This window comes from Pseudomonas sp. MF6751, assembly GCF_016613265.1.
In the GTDB taxonomy this organism is placed as follows: domain Bacteria; phylum Pseudomonadota; class Gammaproteobacteria; order Pseudomonadales; family Pseudomonadaceae; genus Aquipseudomonas; species Aquipseudomonas fluorescens_BV.
Genome location: NZ_JAENSV010000003.1, coordinates 83,444 through 99,640, shown reverse-complemented (window position 1 = coordinate 99,640; position 16,197 = coordinate 83,444). Strand labels below are relative to the sequence as shown.

General features: G+C 60.5%; 15 protein-coding genes. 8 read left to right on the top strand and 7 right to left on the bottom strand.

Annotated features, from left to right (window positions below; genetic code table 11):
• The first annotated feature begins 10 nt into the window (after positions 1–10).
• Positions 11–430: a ClpXP protease specificity-enhancing factor gene (locus JJD66_RS03920; RefSeq protein WP_014716912.1), complete on the top strand. Its 420-nt coding sequence runs from the start codon at positions 11–13 to the stop codon at positions 428–430.
• A 159-nt stretch (positions 431–589) separates the two neighbouring features.
• On the top strand, positions 590–1,339 hold the full coding sequence (locus JJD66_RS03915) for a FadR/GntR family transcriptional regulator (protein ID WP_034126291.1): 750 nt from the start codon (positions 590–592) through the stop codon (positions 1,337–1,339).
• Positions 1,340–1,477: 138 nt separating this feature from the next.
• On the opposite strand, the gene JJD66_RS03910 is transcribed toward JJD66_RS03915, so the two are convergent.
• Positions 1,478–2,635 carry a phospholipase gene (locus JJD66_RS03910; RefSeq protein WP_200647609.1) on the bottom strand — a complete coding sequence of 386 codons (1,158 nt, stop codon included), beginning with the start codon at positions 2,633–2,635 and terminating at the stop codon, positions 1,478–1,480.
• Positions 2,636–2,868: 233 nt separating this feature from the next.
• Between JJD66_RS03910 and kdgD the strand changes: the two genes are divergently transcribed.
• The 5 genes from kdgD to JJD66_RS03885 all read left to right on the top strand — a co-directional run bounded on the left by kdgD (position 2,869) and on the right by JJD66_RS03885 (position 9,553).
• Positions 2,869–3,780 carry a 5-dehydro-4-deoxyglucarate dehydratase gene (kdgD, locus tag JJD66_RS03905; protein WP_003188537.1) on the top strand — a complete coding sequence of 304 codons (912 nt, stop codon included), beginning with the start codon at positions 2,869–2,871 and terminating at the stop codon, positions 3,778–3,780.
• 54 nt (positions 3,781–3,834) lie between these two features.
• Positions 3,835–5,280 (top strand): aldehyde dehydrogenase family protein, encoded by a 1,446-nt coding sequence (locus JJD66_RS03900; protein ID WP_200647608.1) that lies wholly within the window; start codon positions 3,835–3,837, stop codon positions 5,278–5,280.
• 183 nt (positions 5,281–5,463) lie between these two features.
• Positions 5,464–6,828, top strand: coding sequence for an MFS transporter (locus JJD66_RS03895; RefSeq protein ID WP_014716915.1), 1,365 nt, complete (start codon positions 5,464–5,466; stop codon positions 6,826–6,828).
• A 10-nt stretch (positions 6,829–6,838) separates the two neighbouring features.
• Positions 6,839–8,392 carry a galactarate dehydratase gene (garD, locus tag JJD66_RS03890; RefSeq protein WP_200647607.1) on the top strand — a complete coding sequence of 518 codons (1,554 nt, stop codon included), beginning with the start codon at positions 6,839–6,841 and terminating at the stop codon, positions 8,390–8,392.
• A 219-nt stretch (positions 8,393–8,611) separates the two neighbouring features.
• On the top strand, positions 8,612–9,553 hold the full coding sequence (locus JJD66_RS03885) for an AEC family transporter (RefSeq protein WP_034126295.1): 942 nt from the start codon (positions 8,612–8,614) through the stop codon (positions 9,551–9,553).
• Positions 9,554–9,662: 109 nt separating this feature from the next.
• Here the strand turns inward: JJD66_RS03885 and JJD66_RS03880 are convergent, their stop codons facing one another.
• The 6 genes from JJD66_RS03880 to gatC all read right to left on the bottom strand — a co-directional run bounded on the left by JJD66_RS03880 (position 9,663) and on the right by gatC (position 14,889).
• Positions 9,663–10,046 (bottom strand): carboxymuconolactone decarboxylase family protein, encoded by a 384-nt coding sequence (locus JJD66_RS03880; protein WP_200647606.1) that lies wholly within the window; start codon positions 10,044–10,046, stop codon positions 9,663–9,665.
• Positions 10,043–11,122 (bottom strand): calcium/sodium antiporter, encoded by a 1,080-nt coding sequence (locus JJD66_RS03875; RefSeq protein WP_200647672.1) that lies wholly within the window; start codon positions 11,120–11,122, stop codon positions 10,043–10,045. Before JJD66_RS03875 ends, JJD66_RS03880 begins: the two co-directional genes overlap by 4 nt.
• Before the next feature lie 26 nt (positions 11,123–11,148).
• A complete protein-coding gene (locus JJD66_RS03870; protein ID WP_054897024.1) occupies positions 11,149–11,520 on the bottom strand; it encodes a septal ring lytic transglycosylase RlpA family protein in 372 nt (123 codons plus the stop codon).
• A 157-nt stretch (positions 11,521–11,677) separates the two neighbouring features.
• Positions 11,678–13,123, bottom strand: a complete 1,446-nt coding sequence (gatB, locus tag JJD66_RS03865; RefSeq protein WP_105225777.1) for an Asp-tRNA(Asn)/Glu-tRNA(Gln) amidotransferase subunit GatB — start codon at positions 13,121–13,123, stop codon at positions 11,678–11,680.
• A 10-nt stretch (positions 13,124–13,133) separates the two neighbouring features.
• Entirely contained in the window at positions 13,134–14,585 is a 1,452-nt protein-coding gene (gene gatA, locus JJD66_RS03860) for an Asp-tRNA(Asn)/Glu-tRNA(Gln) amidotransferase subunit GatA (RefSeq protein WP_200647605.1), read from the bottom strand.
• Positions 14,586–14,601: 16 nt separating this feature from the next.
• Positions 14,602–14,889 (bottom strand): Asp-tRNA(Asn)/Glu-tRNA(Gln) amidotransferase subunit GatC, encoded by a 288-nt coding sequence (gene gatC / locus JJD66_RS03855; protein ID WP_003188556.1) that lies wholly within the window; start codon positions 14,887–14,889, stop codon positions 14,602–14,604.
• 210 nt (positions 14,890–15,099) lie between these two features.
• Between gatC and mreB the strand changes: the two genes are divergently transcribed.
• The gene (gene mreB / locus JJD66_RS03850) at positions 15,100–16,137 is read left to right on the top strand and encodes a rod shape-determining protein MreB (protein ID WP_002555108.1); all 1,038 of its coding nucleotides are present in this window, start codon (positions 15,100–15,102) and stop codon (positions 16,135–16,137) included.
• Positions 16,138–16,197: the final 60 nt, after the last annotated feature.

The following is a 16,197-nucleotide window of genomic DNA, read 5'->3' as shown; positions in this document are numbered from 1 at the left end:
GGAGCCGTTGATGAACTCCAGTCGACCTTACCTGGTCCGCGCGCTCTATGAGTGGATTGTGGACAACGATTGCACCCCGCACATGCTGGTCAATTCCGAATTTCCTGCGGTTCAGGTACCCCAGGGTTTTGCCAGTGACGGACAGATTGTGCTGAACGTATCGCCCAGTGCCGTGCGCCACCTGCACATGGACAACGAAGCGGTGAGCTTCGAAGGGCGTTTCGGCGGTGTGCCCCATACGCTGTTCGTGCCCATCGGCGCCATCCTCGGGATCTACGCCCGGGAAAATGGCCAGGGCATGGTGTTCGATCTGGAGTCGCCTTTGGAGGATGACGAAACGATCGAAGGCGAAGACGGTGATGATGTACCGCCACCGGATACCGAGCCGCCGCGCCCTAGCGGTCGGCCAAGCTTGAAAGTGGTGAAGTAGGCGGATTTCGCTTACAGATCCATCTGAAAAATGCCCCGACGTCTGTCGGGGCATTTTTTTTGCGTGAAGGATATGGATGAAAGTCGCGCCAGAACGGTGATCGTACAACCACCATGGGCTATGATGCGGTCTTTAGTTCGTCGAGAAAGATGGTTCATCATGGAAAACGCCAGCGCCGCCCCACGTCTTCCCCGCAAGCGCCGCAGCCTTGCCCAGGAATTGGTCACGGTGTTGTCCGAGCAGATCCGCGATGGCCAGCTCAAACGCGGCGACAAGCTGCCGACCGAGTCGGCGATCATGGACGCCCATGGCGTTAGCCGGACGGTGGTGCGTGAAGCCATCTCGCGCCTGCAGGCGGCGGGGCAGGTCGAGACTCGCCACGGTATCGGCACCTTCGTGCTGGACACGCCAAGCCCCAGCGGTTTTCGCATAGACCCGGCCACTGTGGTGACCTTGCGTGATGTGCTGGCGATTCTGGAGCTGCGTATCAGCCTGGAAGTGGAGTCTGCGGGCCTCGCGGCGCTGCGTCGCAGCGATGAGCAATTAGCGGCCATGCGTGCGGCCCTCGATGCCTTGAATGAAAGTGCCGCCCACGCCGGCGATGCGGTGGCGTCTGACTTTGCCTTCCACCTGGAAATTGCACTGTCTACCGGCAACCGCTACTTCACCGACATCATGACCCACCTGGGCACCAGCATCATTCCGCGTACCCGCCTGAATTCGGCACGCCTGGCCCATGATGATCAACAGCACTACATGAGCCGTTTGAGCCGCGAACACGAAGAGATTTATGAGGCGATAGCCCGCCAGGATTCGGATGCGGCGCGGGCTGCGATGCGCTTGCATTTGACCAATAGTCGCGAACGACTGCGTCATGCCCATGAAGAGGCAGAGGCGCAGCGGGTCTGAGGTCATTCATATCCCGTGTGGGAGCTGGCTTGCCTGCGATGGCGGTGTGTCAGTCACTTCGCTTGTCACTGAACAACTGCATTCGCAGGCAAGCCAGCTCCCACATTTGATCTCCGTTATCTGGAGTACCGCGTCTATTTAGCTGGCGGGTTGGTTTGGCTTGTAGTCTTTAAGCAGTAAATACGTACTCCACCCCCACCAATCATTGGTCCAGTGCTTGTCGTTCAAATCGTTGACGTCCTTGCGCCGCAGCACCTTGTCCCCCTCCATCTTGAACAGCGGCGAGAAGTTATTCGCCGGGTTTTGCGCGGCGTTCAGGTCGGGCACATACAGCGGTGCCTTGAACTCAGCCGGGGAGAGCGCGATACCGCTGATGAAGGTTTCGAAGATTTCATCTGCCGAGGCCTGTACCGCCCGTTTGACCTGTACGCGATTGTCGGCGTCGATGCTGTCGAAGTAGCGCTTGTCGCCGTAGGCATGCCACTGAGCGCCCATGGCATTGCGCACCTTGAGCCCGAATTTACTGTCTTCATCGTGCATGAAGCGGCTGATCAGCGAGCCGAGCTCCCCAGGCGTCACCACCGCTGCCAGTTGTTTACGCGGTACCCGCAGGTGGCCGGCGGAAAACAGGTCGGTCAAAAAATGATCGGCAAAGCTGTTCATGGCGTAGGCCAATTCCAGGGCCTGGTCGGTGCCGGTCTGATGGGCCACTACTGCCTGTTGCAAGGCTGCCGTATGGCCGGCCAAGTAGGCGGACAGGGCCCATTCACCGAAGTGGTCGGCGTTGTCCGCTGCCAGCTTCAGGTAGCGGCCCAGCGGGACGAGGGCCGAAACAGCACTGCCACCACCGGTAATGCGGTTCCACTCCTCCGACAACGTATCTCCCAGGGCGTCATAGGCTTCATGAGGCTGTTTGCCGTCCTTGATCGCCTGGTTGACGGCGTTGATCTCCTTTTGCATCACCGCCAGGATTTTTTGCGCTTCTTCCCGTGAAGCAGGCAACACGGCAAGAGAATTGAAGGCCGCGGTGAAGCGTTGCACGCGCTCGGCCGGAGAATTGCCATCGCTGATCGGTTGGCCGGGGATGCCATAGAAGTCGCCGCCCAGGGCGATCACTTGGCCATAGGTCAGCGCAAGCCCGTTGGGCAGGTGCAGTTCGACTTGGCGCGCAGGAATGGCCGGGGCGTCCTTGACGAAGCGAAGCAGGGTGTCATCGCCGATGGCGGTGTGTTCACCGCCTTCGAAGCGCAGGGTAGGTGGTGTTTTTTCGGGTGCTGCGAGTTCAAGACCTGACATGTTAGCTCCTTGCTATGTCGTAGGAATCTTTCGTGATAACTGTATATACATACAGTTATCTGAATCATAGGTGAGAAATTTCCTACGTCAAGAGCTACGTCTTAAGCCATCAAAGGATTACGCCGGATGAATTGCAGTTGACGAATTTATTTATAGTTGTACGATGACGTACGACATCATCAAAACCAACAACAACCTTTCGTTAGAAAGTCTTCGCCCAGGGTGTTCGAATAATGAATCCACAAGAACTGAAGTCCATCCTCTCCCACGGTCTGCTGTCTTTCCCGGTGACCGATTTCAACGCCCAGGGTGATTTCCACCAGGCGGGTTACATCAAGCGCCTGGAATGGCTGGCCCCTTATGGCGCCAGCGCCTTGTTCGCCGCAGGTGGCACAGGTGAGTTTTTCTCCTTGGCGGCCAGCGAATATTCCCAGGTGGTGAAAACCGCCGTGGATACCTGTGCGTCCAGCGTGCCGATCCTGGCCGGTGTAGGCGGTGCCACCCGCCAGGCCATCGAGTATGCCCAAGAGGCCGAACGCCTCGGCGCCAAAGGTTTGTTGCTGCTGCCGCACTACCTCACCGAAGCCAGCCAGGACGGGGTTGCCGCCCACGTTGAAGCCGTGTGCAAGTCGGTCAAGATCGGCGTGGTGGTGTACAACCGCAACGTCTGCCGCCTGACCGCACCGCTGTTGGAGCGTCTGGCCGAACGTTGCCCGAACCTGATCGGCTACAAGGATGGCCTGGGTGATATCGAGCTGATGGTGTCGATCCGCCGTCGCCTGGGCGACCGTTTCAGCTACCTCGGTGGCTTGCCGACCGCAGAGGTTTACGCCGCGGCCTACAAGGCCCTGGGCGTGCCGGTGTACTCCTCGGCGGTGTTCAACTTCATCCCCAAGACTGCGATGGATTTCTACCACGCCATTGCTCGCGAAGATCACGCCACCGTGGGCAAGATCATTGACGACTTCTTCCTGCCATACCTGGATATCCGTAACCGCAAGGCCGGTTACGCGGTGAGCATCGTCAAGGCCGGTGCGAAAATCGTCGGTTATGACGCAGGCCCGGTGCGCACGCCACTGACCGACCTGCTGCCGGAAGAGTACGAAGCCCTCGCCGCGCTGATCGACAAGCAAGGCGCGCAATAAATTATCCACAAGGCCGCTGAGCAATCAGCGGCCTTTTGCGTCAGGAGAAGATTCGTGTCCCAGGCAAAGCGTTTTGAGAACTACATCAATGGCGAATGGGTAACCGGCGCCGACTACTGCACCAATATCAACCCGTCGGATGTGTCCGACGCCATTGGCGAATACGCCAAAGCGGACGTGGCCCAAGTCAACGCAGCCATCGACGCTGCCCGCGCCGCGTTCCCGGCGTGGTCCACCTCCGGTATCCAGGCGCGTCACGATGCGCTGGATAAAGTCGGCAGCGAGATTCTCGCCCGTCGTGAAGAACTCGGCACCCTGCTGGCCCGGGAAGAGGGCAAGACCCTGCCCGAAGCCATTGGCGAGGTGACCCGCGCCGGCAATATCTTCAAATTCTTCGCGGGTGAGTGCCTGCGCCTGTCGGGCGATTACGTGCCTTCGGTACGCCCCGGCGTCAACGTTGAAGTGACCCGCGAAGCCCTCGGTGTGGTGGGCTTGATCACCCCGTGGAACTTCCCGATTGCCATCCCCGCGTGGAAAATCGCCCCGGCCCTGGCCTACGGCAACTGCGTGGTGATCAAGCCTGCCGAACTGGTGCCGGGCTGCGCCTGGGCCTTGGCCGAAATCATCTCCCGTGCCGGCTTCCCTGCCGGTGTGTTCAACCTGGTGATGGGCAGTGGCCGTGTGGTCGGCGACGTGTTGGTCAACAGCCCGAAAGTCGATGGCATCAGTTTCACCGGGTCTGTGGGCGTTGGGCGTCAGATCGCCGTCAGCTGTGTATCGCGCCAGGCCAAGGTGCAGTTGGAAATGGGGGGCAAAAACCCGCAGATCATTCTCGACGATGCCGACCTCAAGCAGGCTGTCGAGCTGTCGGTACAGAGTGCGTTCTACTCCACCGGCCAGCGTTGCACCGCGTCGAGCCGCTTGATTGTCACCGCGGGGATCCACGACCAGTTTGTCGCCGCCATGGCCGAGCGCATGAAGTCGATCAAGGTGGGCCACGCTTTGAATAGCGGCACCGACATTGGCCCGGTGGTATCCCAGGTTCAGTTGGATCAGGACCTGAAATACATCGACATCGGCCAGAGCGAAGGTGCCCGGCTGGTGAGTGGGGGCGGCCTGGTGACCTGCGACACCGAAGGCTATTACCTGGCGCCCACACTGTTTGCCGACAGTGAAGCTGCCATGCGCATCAGCCGTGAAGAGATCTTCGGCCCGGTGGCCAACGTGGTGCGCGTGGCGGACTACGAGGCGGCGCTGGCCATGGCCAATGACACCGAGTTCGGCTTGTCGGCCGGTATTGCCACCACCTCGCTCAAATATGCCAACCACTTCAAGCGCCACTCCCAGGCCGGGATGGTGATGGTCAACCTGCCGACGGCGGGGGTGGATTACCACGTTCCATTTGGTGGCCGTAAGGGCTCCTCCTACGGTTCGCGTGAGCAGGGTCGCTATGCGCAAGAGTTCTACACCGTGGTGAAAACCAGCTACATCGGTTCGTAACACGCAGCACCCCGTGGCACCGGCTCCAGGTGGGCGCTGGTTAGCCTGCGATAGCATCACCTCGGTCTGGCTGACACACCGAGGTGCCTGCATCGCGGGCAAGCCCGGCTCCCACATAGAGCGGTTTCCACGGCAAAAAAAATGATTACCCGCAAAAAAAATAATTAGTGGGAGTACTTCTACATGCAAGCGACCAAGCCGACCCACGTCCGCTATTTGATCCTGCTCATGCTGTTCCTGGTGACCACGATCAACTACGCCGACCGGGCCACCATCGCTATCGCCGGCTCCAGCCTGCAAAAAGACCTCGGTATCGACGCGGTCACCCTCGGTTATATCTTCTCTGCATTCGGTTGGGCCTACGTGGCCGGGCAAATTCCCGGTGGCTGGCTGCTCGACCGTTTCGGCTCGAAAAAAGTCTATGCCCTGAGCATCTTCACCTGGTCGCTGTTCACCGTGCTGCAAGGCTATGTCGGTGAGTTTGGCGTCTCCACTGCGGTGGTCGCGCTGTTCATGCTGCGCTTCATGGTGGGCTTGGCCGAGGCGCCGTCGTTTCCGGGAAATGCCCGCATTGTTGCGGCGTGGTTTCCTACGGCTGAACGCGGCACTGCGTCGGCGATCTTCAACTCGGCCCAGTACTTCGCCACGGTGCTGTTCGCGCCGTTGATGGGCTGGATCGTCTATCGCTTCGGCTGGCAGCACGTGTTTATCGTGATGGGTGTGATCGGCATTGTTTTCTCGCTGATCTGGCTGAAAGTTATCCACAGCCCGCGCCAACATCCGATGATCAACGAGGCCGAGTTCAATCACATCGCCGCCAATGGCGCGATGGTCGATATGGATCAGGACAAGGGCAAGGGTAAAAAAACCGACGGGCCGAAGTGGGATTACATCCGTCAGCTCCTGACCAACCGTATGATGCTCGGCGTCTACCTGGGCCAGTACTGCATCAATGGCATCACTTACTTCTTCCTGACCTGGTTTCCGGTGTACCTGGTGCAGGAGCGTGGCATGACCATCCTCAAAGCCGGCTTCATTGCCTCGTTACCGGCGATCTGTGGCTTTATCGGCGGGGTGCTCGGCGGGGTGATTTCCGACTACCTGCTGCGCAAGGGTCATTCGCTGACCTTCGCACGCAAGGCGCCGATCATCGGTGGCCTGCTGATTTCCAGCAGCATCGTGGCTTGCAATTACGTGGACATCGAATGGATGGTGGTGGGCTTCATGGCCTTGGCCTTCTTCGGCAAAGGCGTTGGCGCACTAGGGTGGGCGGTGGTGTCCGACACCTCGCCGAAACAGATCGCCGGGCTCAGTGGCGGCTTGTTCAACACCTTCGGTAACCTGGCGTCGATCACCACGCCGATTGTGATTGGCTACATCATCAGCACCACCGGCTCGTTCAAATGGGCGCTGGTGTTCGTCGGCGCCAACGCGCTGGTGGCGGTATTCAGCTACCTGGTGATTGTCGGCCCGATCAAGCGCGTGGTGCTCAAGGAGCCGCCTACCAAAGGCCCGGAGTTGACCAATCTTTCCCAAGCGCATTCCTGAGGTTCGTGTGATGCAGTTGATTGAACATGCTGACTCGCCGCGCTCGATCCGTTTGCACGAGCGCGACAATGTGGTGATCGTGGTGAACGATCAAGGGGTACCCGCCGGTACCGAGTTTCCCGACGGCCTGGTCACCGTGGATTTCATCCCGCAGAGCCACAAGGTGACCCTGGAAGACATCCCCGAGGGCGGCCAGATTATTCGCTACGGCCAGACCATCGGTTATGCCCTGGCGCCGATTCCTCGCGGCAGTTGGGTGCAGGAGGACCAGTTGCGCATGCCCACCGCACCGCCGCTGGACAGCTTGCCGCTGTCCACCGAGGTGCCTGAAACCCAGGCGCCCCTGGAGGGGTTTACCTTCGAGGGCTATCGCAATGCGGACGGCACCGTGGGCACGCGCAACATCCTCGGCATTACCACCACCGTGCAATGCGTTACCGGCGTGCTGGACCATGCGGTCAAGCGCATCAAGGACGAGTTGCTGCCTCAATACCCGCATGTCGATGACGTGGTGGCGCTGACCCACAGCTACGGTTGCGGCGTGGCGATTACGGCGACGGATGCCTACATCCCCATCCGCACCGTGCGCAACCTGGCGCGCAACCCCAACCTGGGCGGCGAAGCCTTGGTGATCAGCCTGGGCTGTGAAAAGCTCCAGGCCGGCCAGGTGATGCACGACAACGACAGCTCCGTGGACCTGAGCGAGCCGTGGCTGTATCGCTTGCAGGATTCCAGCCATGGCTTTACCGAAATGATCGAGCAGATCATGGCCCTGGCCGACGTGCGCTTGAAAAAACTCAACCAGCGCCGCCGCGAAACCGTGCCGGCCTCCGAGTTGATCCTGGGCATGCAGTGCGGCGGCAGCGATGCGTTTTCCGGCATCACCGCCAACCCGGCGCTGGGGTTGGCCTCGGATCTGTTACTGCGCGCCGGCGCGACGGTGATGTTTTCCGAAGTGACTGAAGTGCGCGATGCGATTTACCTGCTGACCTCACGCGCGCAGAACCCGGACGTCGCCCGCGAGCTGGTCCGGGAGATGGACTGGTATGACCGTTACCTGGCCAAGGGCGAGGCAGACCGCAGCGCCAATACCACGCCGGGTAACAAGAAGGGCGGGCTGTCGAATATTGTCGAGAAGTCGTTGGGCTCCATCGTCAAATCCGGCAGCAGTGCCATCAACGGCGTACTTGGCCCTGGCGAGCGCTTCAAGGAAAAGGGCCTGATCTTCTGCGCCACACCGGCCAGTGATTTTGTCTGCGGCACCTTGCAACTGGCAGCGGGTATGAACCTGCACGTGTTCACCACCGGGCGCGGCACGCCGTATGGGCTGGCGATGGCGCCGGTGGTGAAGGTTTCGACCCGCACCGAACTGGCCCAGCGTTGGCCGGACCTGATCGATATCGACGCCGGGCGCATTGCCACGGGGCGGGCGAGTATCGAGGAGCTGGGTTGGGAGCTGTTCCACTTCTATCTGGATGTGGCCAGCGGCAAGAAGCAGACCTGGGCAGAGCGGCATAAGCTGCATAACGACATCACGCTGTTCAACCCGGCGCCGATTACCTGAAACCAGGCGCTAACCCTGTAGGAGCGAGCTTGCTCGCGAAAGACGCCAACGATAACGCGTGTTAACTGAATGAACGCGGCGCCTGGGAGTTTCTCGCGAGCAAGCTCGCTCCTACGAGGGCAAGCCAGCTCCCACATTTGAATGGCGTTGCCCACACGAACCCGCTCGTACTGGCTTATCATTAGCCAACTAACGACGCCCACCAAGGTTCTCCCCGGCATGCTGGCAATCTTCCTCACCACCCTCACCATCACCGCGCCGGTGTTTGCCATGCTGTTCCTGGGCGTGTTTCTAAAGCGCATCAACTGGATCAATGACAACTTTATCCACACCGCATCGTCCCTGGTGTTCAACGTGGCCATGCCGGCGCTGCTGTTCCTTGGCATTCTGCATGCCGACCTGCACTCGGCGCTCAAGCCGGGCCTGCTCATCTACTTCTGCGTCGCCACCCTGGTGAGCTTTGCCGTGGCCTGGGGTTGGGCGATCTTTCGCTGCAAGCGCGAAGACCGAGGCATCTACGCCCAAGGCGCGTTTCGTGGCAATAACGGGGTCATCGGCCTGGCACTGGCGGCCAGTATGTACGGCGATTACGGCATATCCCTGGGCGCGATCCTCGCCGCGCTGGTGATCCTCTTTTACAACACGCTGTCGACCATTGTGCTGGCGGTCTATAGCCCGGTGATCAAGTCCGACCCGTGGAGCATCTTCAAAAGCGTATTGGCCAACCCGCTGATTATCAGCGTGATCGTCGCTACACCGTTCGCGTACTTCCAGATCGGCGTGCCCGGTTGGCTTGAGAAATCCTTGCAATACCTGTCCGATACCACGCTGCCGCTGGCGTTGATTTGCATCGGTGGCACCTTGTCCATGGCCGCGCTACGCAAGAGCGGCAACATGGCGTTGAGCGCGAGCCTGATGAAGATGATCTGGCTACCGGTGATCGCCACCCTGGGCGCGTGGTTGCTGGGGTTCCGAGGGCCGGAGTTGGGGATTCTGTTCCTGTATTTCGGAGCGCCGACCGCCGCCGCAAGCTTTGTGATGGCCCGGGCGGCGCAGGGTAATCATGAGCTGGCGGCCGCGATTATCGTGATCACCACGCTGATGGCGGCGGTGACCACGAATATCGGGATTTTTGTGTTGCAGGCGGGTGGTTGGATCTGAAATAGGCGGGCAGCTTGAGGCCCCATCGCAGGCAAGCCAGCTCCCACACTAGGACGCGTTCACACATCCATATGTGGGTGCTGGCTTGCCTGCGATAGCCACAGGACAGTCACTGCTGATCGGCCTGATACGCCTCAATCACTTCCTGCGCCGCCCGAAACGCATCAATCGCTGCCGGCACCCCTGCATACACCGCGCAATGCAGCAGCGCTTCGCTAATCTCCTCCACCGTACAGCCATTATTCAGCGCACCGCGCACATGGCCCTTGAGTTCCTGCGGGCACTTGAGGGCGGTGAGGGCGGCGAGGGTGATCAGGCTGCGGGTCTTGAGCGGTAACCCTTCGCGGTTCCAGACGCTGCCCCACGCGTGCTCATTGACGAAGTCCTGCAGCGGCTGGGTGAACGCCGTGGCATTACCCAGGGCGCGGTCGACGAACGCATCGCCCATGACCTGGCGACGTACTTCAACCCCGGCTTTTTTCTGATCGGTCATTGCGATTCCCTCTTGTGTTGGCGGTGCCAGGCGCGCAGTGAGGTGAACAACAGCAGAGCCCCTAACGCCGGCAGGACGTAATACAGCATCAATTGTTCAAGCTTGTTGGCCAGCGGCATGCCAGTGGTGAAGGCCATGACATGCAGACCGTACGCCAGGTACAGCCCCAGCAGCACCAGCCCTTCGATGCGTGTTACCCGATAGCCGGTATAGAACACCGGCAGGCACAGGATGATTGTGCCGAGCATCACCGGTAAATCGAAGTCCAGGGCGTTGGGCGAGACCGACAGCGGCGTCGGCGCCACCAGTGCGGTAAAGCCCAGCACGCCGAGCAGGTTGAACAGGTTGCTGCCGATCACGTTGCCCACGGCGATCTCCCGTTCGCCACGCAACGCGGCGATCAGCGACGTGGCAAGACACGGCAGCGAGGTGCCGACGCCGATCAGCGTCAGGCCGATGACGCGCTCCGACAGGCCCAGGTCGCCCGCCACCTCCACCGCTGCACCGAGCAACAAATGCCCAGCCAGCACCAGCACCAGCAAACCGCCGAGCATCAGCAGCACACTGCTCAGCCATGGCGCCTTCGCCACGGTGTCCAGAGTGCGCGGGCGGCGGGAATGACGCGTCTGGTAATGCAATACGCCAAGGTAGGCCACCAGCGCCACCAGCAGCACGGCGCCATCGAGGGGCGTCAGCATTTCGTTAGCCGCCAGGATAAATACCAGCAGGCCGGCGACGATCATCACCGGGATATCCACGCGCACCAGTTGCCGCGAGACCCGCAACGGAATGATCAGTGCGGACAAGCCCAGGGTCACGAGGATATTGAAGATACTGCTGCCGATGACACTGCCCACGGCGATATCCGTGTTGCCGGCCAGAGTGGCCTGAAGGCTGACGGTCATCTGCGGCGCACTGCTGCCGAAGGCGACAATGCTCAAGCCGATGATCAATGGCCGCACCTTGAGGCTCGCTGCCAGGCGTACCGCGGCGCGTACCAGGATTTCAGCGCCGATGATCAGCAAGATCAGGCCACCCACCAGTTCGAGCAGGCTCCAGGGTGAGAGGGCGTTCAATCCGAAAATGCTCAAGGCTGCCTCGATCAGTTGTTCAGGGCTTGCACGCGTACCCGTGCGGTACCGCTGCGCAGCATGCGCAGTTGCTCGGCAGCCTTGCGTGAAAGGTCGATCAGGCGGCCACGGGTATGCGGGCCGCGATCATTGATACGCACCACGACAGAACGGTTGTTGTCGAGGTTGGTCACCTTGACCTGCGTGCCGAAGGGCAGGCGCCGATGGGCGGCGGTCAAGGCGTTCTGGTTGAAAGGTTCACCGCTGGCGGTTTTCTTGCCATGGTGCTTGGCGCCGTAATAGGACGCGGTGCCGGTTTCGTCGTAGCCGTTGGGGTCGATGAGGCCGCTGGCGCAACCGGCCAGCAGGGAGGACAGGGCCAGGAGGCCGAGTAGACGCTTCATTGTCAGGAAGTCCCAGATGTAAATGTGGGAGCTGGCTTGCCTGCGATAGCATCGGCGCGGTGTAACTGAAACACCGAGGTGTCTGAATCGCAGGCAAGCCAGCTCCCACAAAAGGTCGGGGTGTAGGTGAAACTCCACTCCGACCATTTCACCGCAATCAGCCTTCGAGCTTGCTTTTGAGCAGTTCGTTCACCTGTTGCGGGTTGGCTTTGCCCTTGGAGGCTTTCATGGCCTGGCCGACAAAGAAGCCGAACATCTTGCCGCGCTTGGCTTCGTCTGCGGCGCGGTATTGCTCGACCTGTTCGGCATTGGCCGCGAGCATTTCATCGAGGACGGCCGAGATCGCGCCGCTGTCGGTGACTTGCTTGAGGCCACGCTTCTCGATGATCTCGTCGGCATTGCCTTCACCGGCGGCCATCGCTTCGAACACGGTCTTGGCAATTTTGCCGGAGATGGTGTTGTCCTTGATGCGCAGCAGCATGCCACCCAGTTGTTCGGCGGTGACCGGCGCTTCGTCGATTTCCAGGCCCTGTTTGTTCAACAGGCTGCCCAGCTCGACCATCACCCAGTTGGCCGCCAGCTTGGCGTCGCCGGCAATGCTCACGACTTTTTCGAAGTAGTTGGCTTGTTCACGGCTGGAGGCCAGGACGCTGGCATCGTAGACCGACAGGCCGAACTGCTCCTGGAAGCGCTCGCGTTTTTGCTGCGGCAGTTCCGGCAGGGTGGCGCGGATATCATTGAGGAAGGAATCCTCCAGCACCACCGGCAACAGGTCCGGGTCGGGGAAGTAACGGTAGTCGTTGGCTTCCTCTTTACTGCGCATGGCGCGGGTTTCGTCTTTGTTCGGGTCGTACAGGCGCGTTTGCTGGATCACCTTGCCGCCGTCTTCGATCAGCTCGATCTGGCGACGTACTTCGCTGTTGATCGCTTTCTCGATGAAGCGGAAGGAGTTGACGTTCTTGATCTCGCAGCGGGTGCCGAACTCGACCTGGCCTTTGGGGCGGATCGACACGTTGCAGTCGCAACGCAGCGAGCCTTCGGCCATGTTGCCGTCGCAGATGCCCAGGTAGCGCACCAGCGCGTGGATGGTCTTGACGTAGGCCACGGCTTCCTTGGCGCTGCGCATGTCCGGCTCGGACACGATCTCCAGCAGCGGCGTGCCGGCACGGTTCAGGTCGATACCGGTAGCGCCCGGGAATTCTTCGTGCAGGCTTTTGCCGGCGTCTTCCTCCAGGTGTGCACGGGTGACGCCGACGCGCTTGATGGTGCCGTCTTCCAGGGGAATGTCCAGGTGGCCCTTGCCGACAATCGGCAGTTCCATCTGGCTGATCTGGTAGCCCTTGGGCAGGTCCGGGTAAAAGTAGTTCTTGCGCGCAAACACGTTGTGCTGGCCGATTTCGGCGTCAATCGCCAGGCCGAACATCACCGCCATGCGCACCGCTTCCTGGTTCAGCACCGGTAGAACGCCGGGCATGCCCAGGTCTACCAGGCTGGCCTGGGTATTGGGTTCTGCGCCGAACGTGGTGGCGCTACCGGAGAAAATCTTCGATTGGGTGGCGAGCTGGGTATGAATCTCCAGCCCGATAACAACTTCCCATTGCATAGTGTTCTCCTCAGAAGCCGGTAGGGGTGCGGGTGTGCCAGTCGGTATTCAACTGGTACTGGTGCGCCACATTGAGCAGGCGGCCTTCCTGGAAATATGGGGCGAGCAATTGCACGCCCACCGGCAGGCCATCGACGAAACCTGCGGGCATGGACAAGCCCGGCAAGCCCGCGAGGTTGGCGGTGATGGTGTAGAGGTCTTCCAGGTATTCGGCGATCGGGTCGCCGGTCTTGGCGCCGATCTTCCACGCCAGGTTTGGCGCGGTCGGGCCGAGGATCACATCGACTTCTTCAAAGGCGGCCATGAAGTCGTTCTTGATCAGGCGACGGATTTTTTGCGCCTTGAGGTAGTACGCGTCGTAGTAGCCGGCCGACAGGGCGTAGGCCCCGACCATGATCCGACGCTGCACTTCACTGCCGAAGCCTTCACCGCGGGAGCGTTTGTACAGGTCGGTGAGGTCTTTCGGGTTCTCGCAGCGGTAGCCGAAGCGCACGCCGTCGAAACGCGACAGGTTGGAAGAGGCCTCTGCTGGCGCGATCACGTAGTAGGCGGGAATCGCGTGCTGGTTGTTCGGCAGGCTGATTTCCTTGATCACGGCACCAAGCTTTTCCAGCTCTTTGATGCTGTTTTGCACCCGTTCGGCGATACGCGGGTCGAGGCCGGCGCTGAAGTATTCCTTCGGCACGCCGATGCGCAGGCCCTTGATCGAGGTGTTCAGGCTGGCGCTGTAGTCCGGCACTGGCTCGTCGATGCTGGTGGAGTCCTGTTTATCGAAACCTGCCATGCCTTGTAACAATATCGCGCAGTCTTCAGCCGTGCGTGCCAGAGGGCCGCCCTGATCGAGACTTGAGGCGTAGGCGATCATGCCCCAGCGGGAAACGCGTCCGTAGGTCGGCTTCAGGCCGGTGAGGTTGGTGAAGGCGGCTGGCTGGCGGATCGAACCGCCGGTATCGGTGGCGGTAGCGGCCGGCAGGAAGCGTGCGGCCACGGCCGCAGCCGAACCACCGGACGAACCACCCGGGACGTGTTCCAGGTTCCACGGGTTTTTCACCGCACCGTAGTAACTGGACTCGTTGGCCGAACCCATGGCGAATTCGTCCATGTTGGTCTTGCCCAGGGTCACGGCGCCGGCGGCGGCCAGCTTGGCGACCACAGTGGCGTCGTAGGGCGCCTTGAAGTTGTCGAGCATCTTCGAGCCGCAGCTGGTGCGAATGCCCTGGGTGCAGAACAGGTCCTTGTGGGCGATCGGTGCGCCGAGCAGCGCGCCGTTCTCACCGTTGGCGCGACGGGCGTCGGCGGCCTTGGCCTGGCTCAGGGCCAGCTCCTCGGTGAGGCTGATGAAGCTGTTGACCTTCGGATCGAGCGCGGCGATACGCGCCAGCAAGGTCTGGGTCAGCTCTTCGGAAGAAAACGATTTGTCGGCGAGACCGCGGGCGATCTCGGCCAGAGTCATGTGATGCATGAAAGGCTCTTTCCCTTTAGTCGATGACTTTCGGAACCAGGTACAGGCCGTTTTCGACCGCTGGCGCGATGGACTGGTAGGCCTCGCGATTATTGCGTTCGGTCACGACGTCTGCGCGCAGGCGCTGGCTGGCTTCCAGTGGGTGAGCCAGGGGCTCGATGCCGTCGGTATTCACGGCCTGCATTTGGTCGACCAGCCCGAGAATGCTGTTCAGGGCTGCGGTGGTCTGTGGAAGATCGGCATCATTAAGGCCAAGCGAGGCCAAATGTGCGATTTTTTCCACGTCGGAGCGTTCAAGCGCCATGGGATTCTCCAGTGGAAAACAGAACGGAGGGCGTCCGTGTGTTAGATTGTCGGAACACTACCGCATTTCTACGGTCATAAGGCCGCGATTGTGGGGGTTGGTGCACAGAAAGTCGGCCAATTTAGCACATTGGCGCCTTGCCCAAAATCCCTGTCGTTGTTAGAGTTTGCCGCACTTTTTTACCCACGCGTTGCCTAGGGTCCTTTCCCCATGTTCAAGAAACTGCGTGGCATGTTTTCCAGCGATCTCTCCATTGACCTGGGCACTGCCAACACCCTTATTTACGTGCGCGAGCGCGGTATCGTTCTGAATGAGCCATCGGTTGTGGCCATTCGGACCCATGGTAATCAGAAAAGTGTCGTTGCCGTTGGCACCGAGGCCAAGCGCATGCTCGGCCGTACACCAGGCAATATTGCTGCCATTCGTCCGATGAAGGATGGCGTGATCGCCGATTTCAGCGTCTGCGAAAAGATGCTGCAGTACTTCATCAACAAAGTTCACGAAAACAGTTTCCTGCAGCCCAGCCCTCGCGTGCTGATCTGCGTTCCGTGCAAGTCCACCCAGGTGGAGCGTCGCGCCATCCGTGAATCGGCCCTTGGCGCCGGTGCCCGTGAAGTATTCCTGATCGAAGAGCCAATGGCGGCTGCGATCGGTGCCGGCCTGCCGGTGGAAGAAGCGCGCGGTTCGATGGTGGTGGATATCGGTGGTGGTACTACCGAAATCGCCCTGATTTCCCTGAACGGCGTGGTGTATGCCGAATCCGTGCGCGTGGGCGGCGACCGCTTCGACGAAGCGATCATCACTTATGTGCGTCGTAACTACGGCAGCCTGATCGGCGAATCCACCGCCGAGCGCATCAAGCAGGAAATCGGCACCGCTTACCCAGGCGGTGAAGTGCGCGAAGTCGATGTGCGCGGTCGCAACCTGGCCGAAGGCGTTCCACGTGCCTTCACCCTGAACTCCAATGAAGTGCTGGAGGCTCTGCAAGAGTCCCTGGCCACCATCGTTCAGGCGGTGAAAAGTGCCCTGGAGCAATCGCCGCCGGAGCTGGCTTCCGATATTGCCGAGCGTGGCCTGGTACTGACCGGTGGTGGCGCCTTGCTGCGCGATCTCGACAAGTTGTTGGCCCAGGAAACCGGTCTGCCAGTGATCGTCGCCGAAGACCCGCTGACCTGCGTTGCCCGTGGCGGTGGTCGTGCGCTGGAAATGATGGATAAACACACCATGGACCTGCTCTCCAGCGAATAAGATTGCCTGGATGGTTCATGCTTCGTCGGCAGGCAGCACTTTGCAGTGCTGCCTGTTGGC

Bases quoted from the DNA above. Each gene is read 5' to 3' on its own strand.
- JJD66_RS03920 (WP_014716912.1), top strand. From the start codon at position 11: ATGAACTCCAGTCGACCTTACCTGGTCCGCGCGCTCTATGAGTGGATT.
- JJD66_RS03910 (WP_200647609.1), bottom strand. From the start codon at position 2,635: ATGTCAGGTCTTGAACTCGCAGCACCCGAAAAAACACCACCTACCCTG.
- gatC (WP_003188556.1), bottom strand. From the start codon at position 14,889: ATGGCGCTTGAACGCTCCGACGTGGAAAAAATCGCACATTTGGCCTCG.
- JJD66_RS03915 (WP_034126291.1), top strand. From the start codon at position 590: ATGGAAAACGCCAGCGCCGCCCCACGTCTTCCCCGCAAGCGCCGCAGC.
- JJD66_RS03885 (WP_034126295.1), top strand. From the start codon at position 8,612: ATGCTGGCAATCTTCCTCACCACCCTCACCATCACCGCGCCGGTGTTT.
- garD (WP_200647607.1), top strand. From the start codon at position 6,839: ATGCAGTTGATTGAACATGCTGACTCGCCGCGCTCGATCCGTTTGCAC.
- JJD66_RS03895 (WP_014716915.1), top strand. From the start codon at position 5,464: ATGCAAGCGACCAAGCCGACCCACGTCCGCTATTTGATCCTGCTCATG.
- gatA (WP_200647605.1), bottom strand. From the start codon at position 14,585: ATGCATCACATGACTCTGGCCGAGATCGCCCGCGGTCTCGCCGACAAA.
- gatB (WP_105225777.1), bottom strand. From the start codon at position 13,123: ATGCAATGGGAAGTTGTTATCGGGCTGGAGATTCATACCCAGCTCGCC.
- JJD66_RS03870 (WP_054897024.1), bottom strand. From the start codon at position 11,520: ATGAAGCGTCTACTCGGCCTCCTGGCCCTGTCCTCCCTGCTGGCCGGT.
- mreB (WP_002555108.1), top strand. From the start codon at position 15,100: ATGTTCAAGAAACTGCGTGGCATGTTTTCCAGCGATCTCTCCATTGAC.
- JJD66_RS03880 (WP_200647606.1), bottom strand. From the start codon at position 10,046: ATGACCGATCAGAAAAAAGCCGGGGTTGAAGTACGTCGCCAGGTCATG.
- kdgD (WP_003188537.1), top strand. From the start codon at position 2,869: ATGAATCCACAAGAACTGAAGTCCATCCTCTCCCACGGTCTGCTGTCT.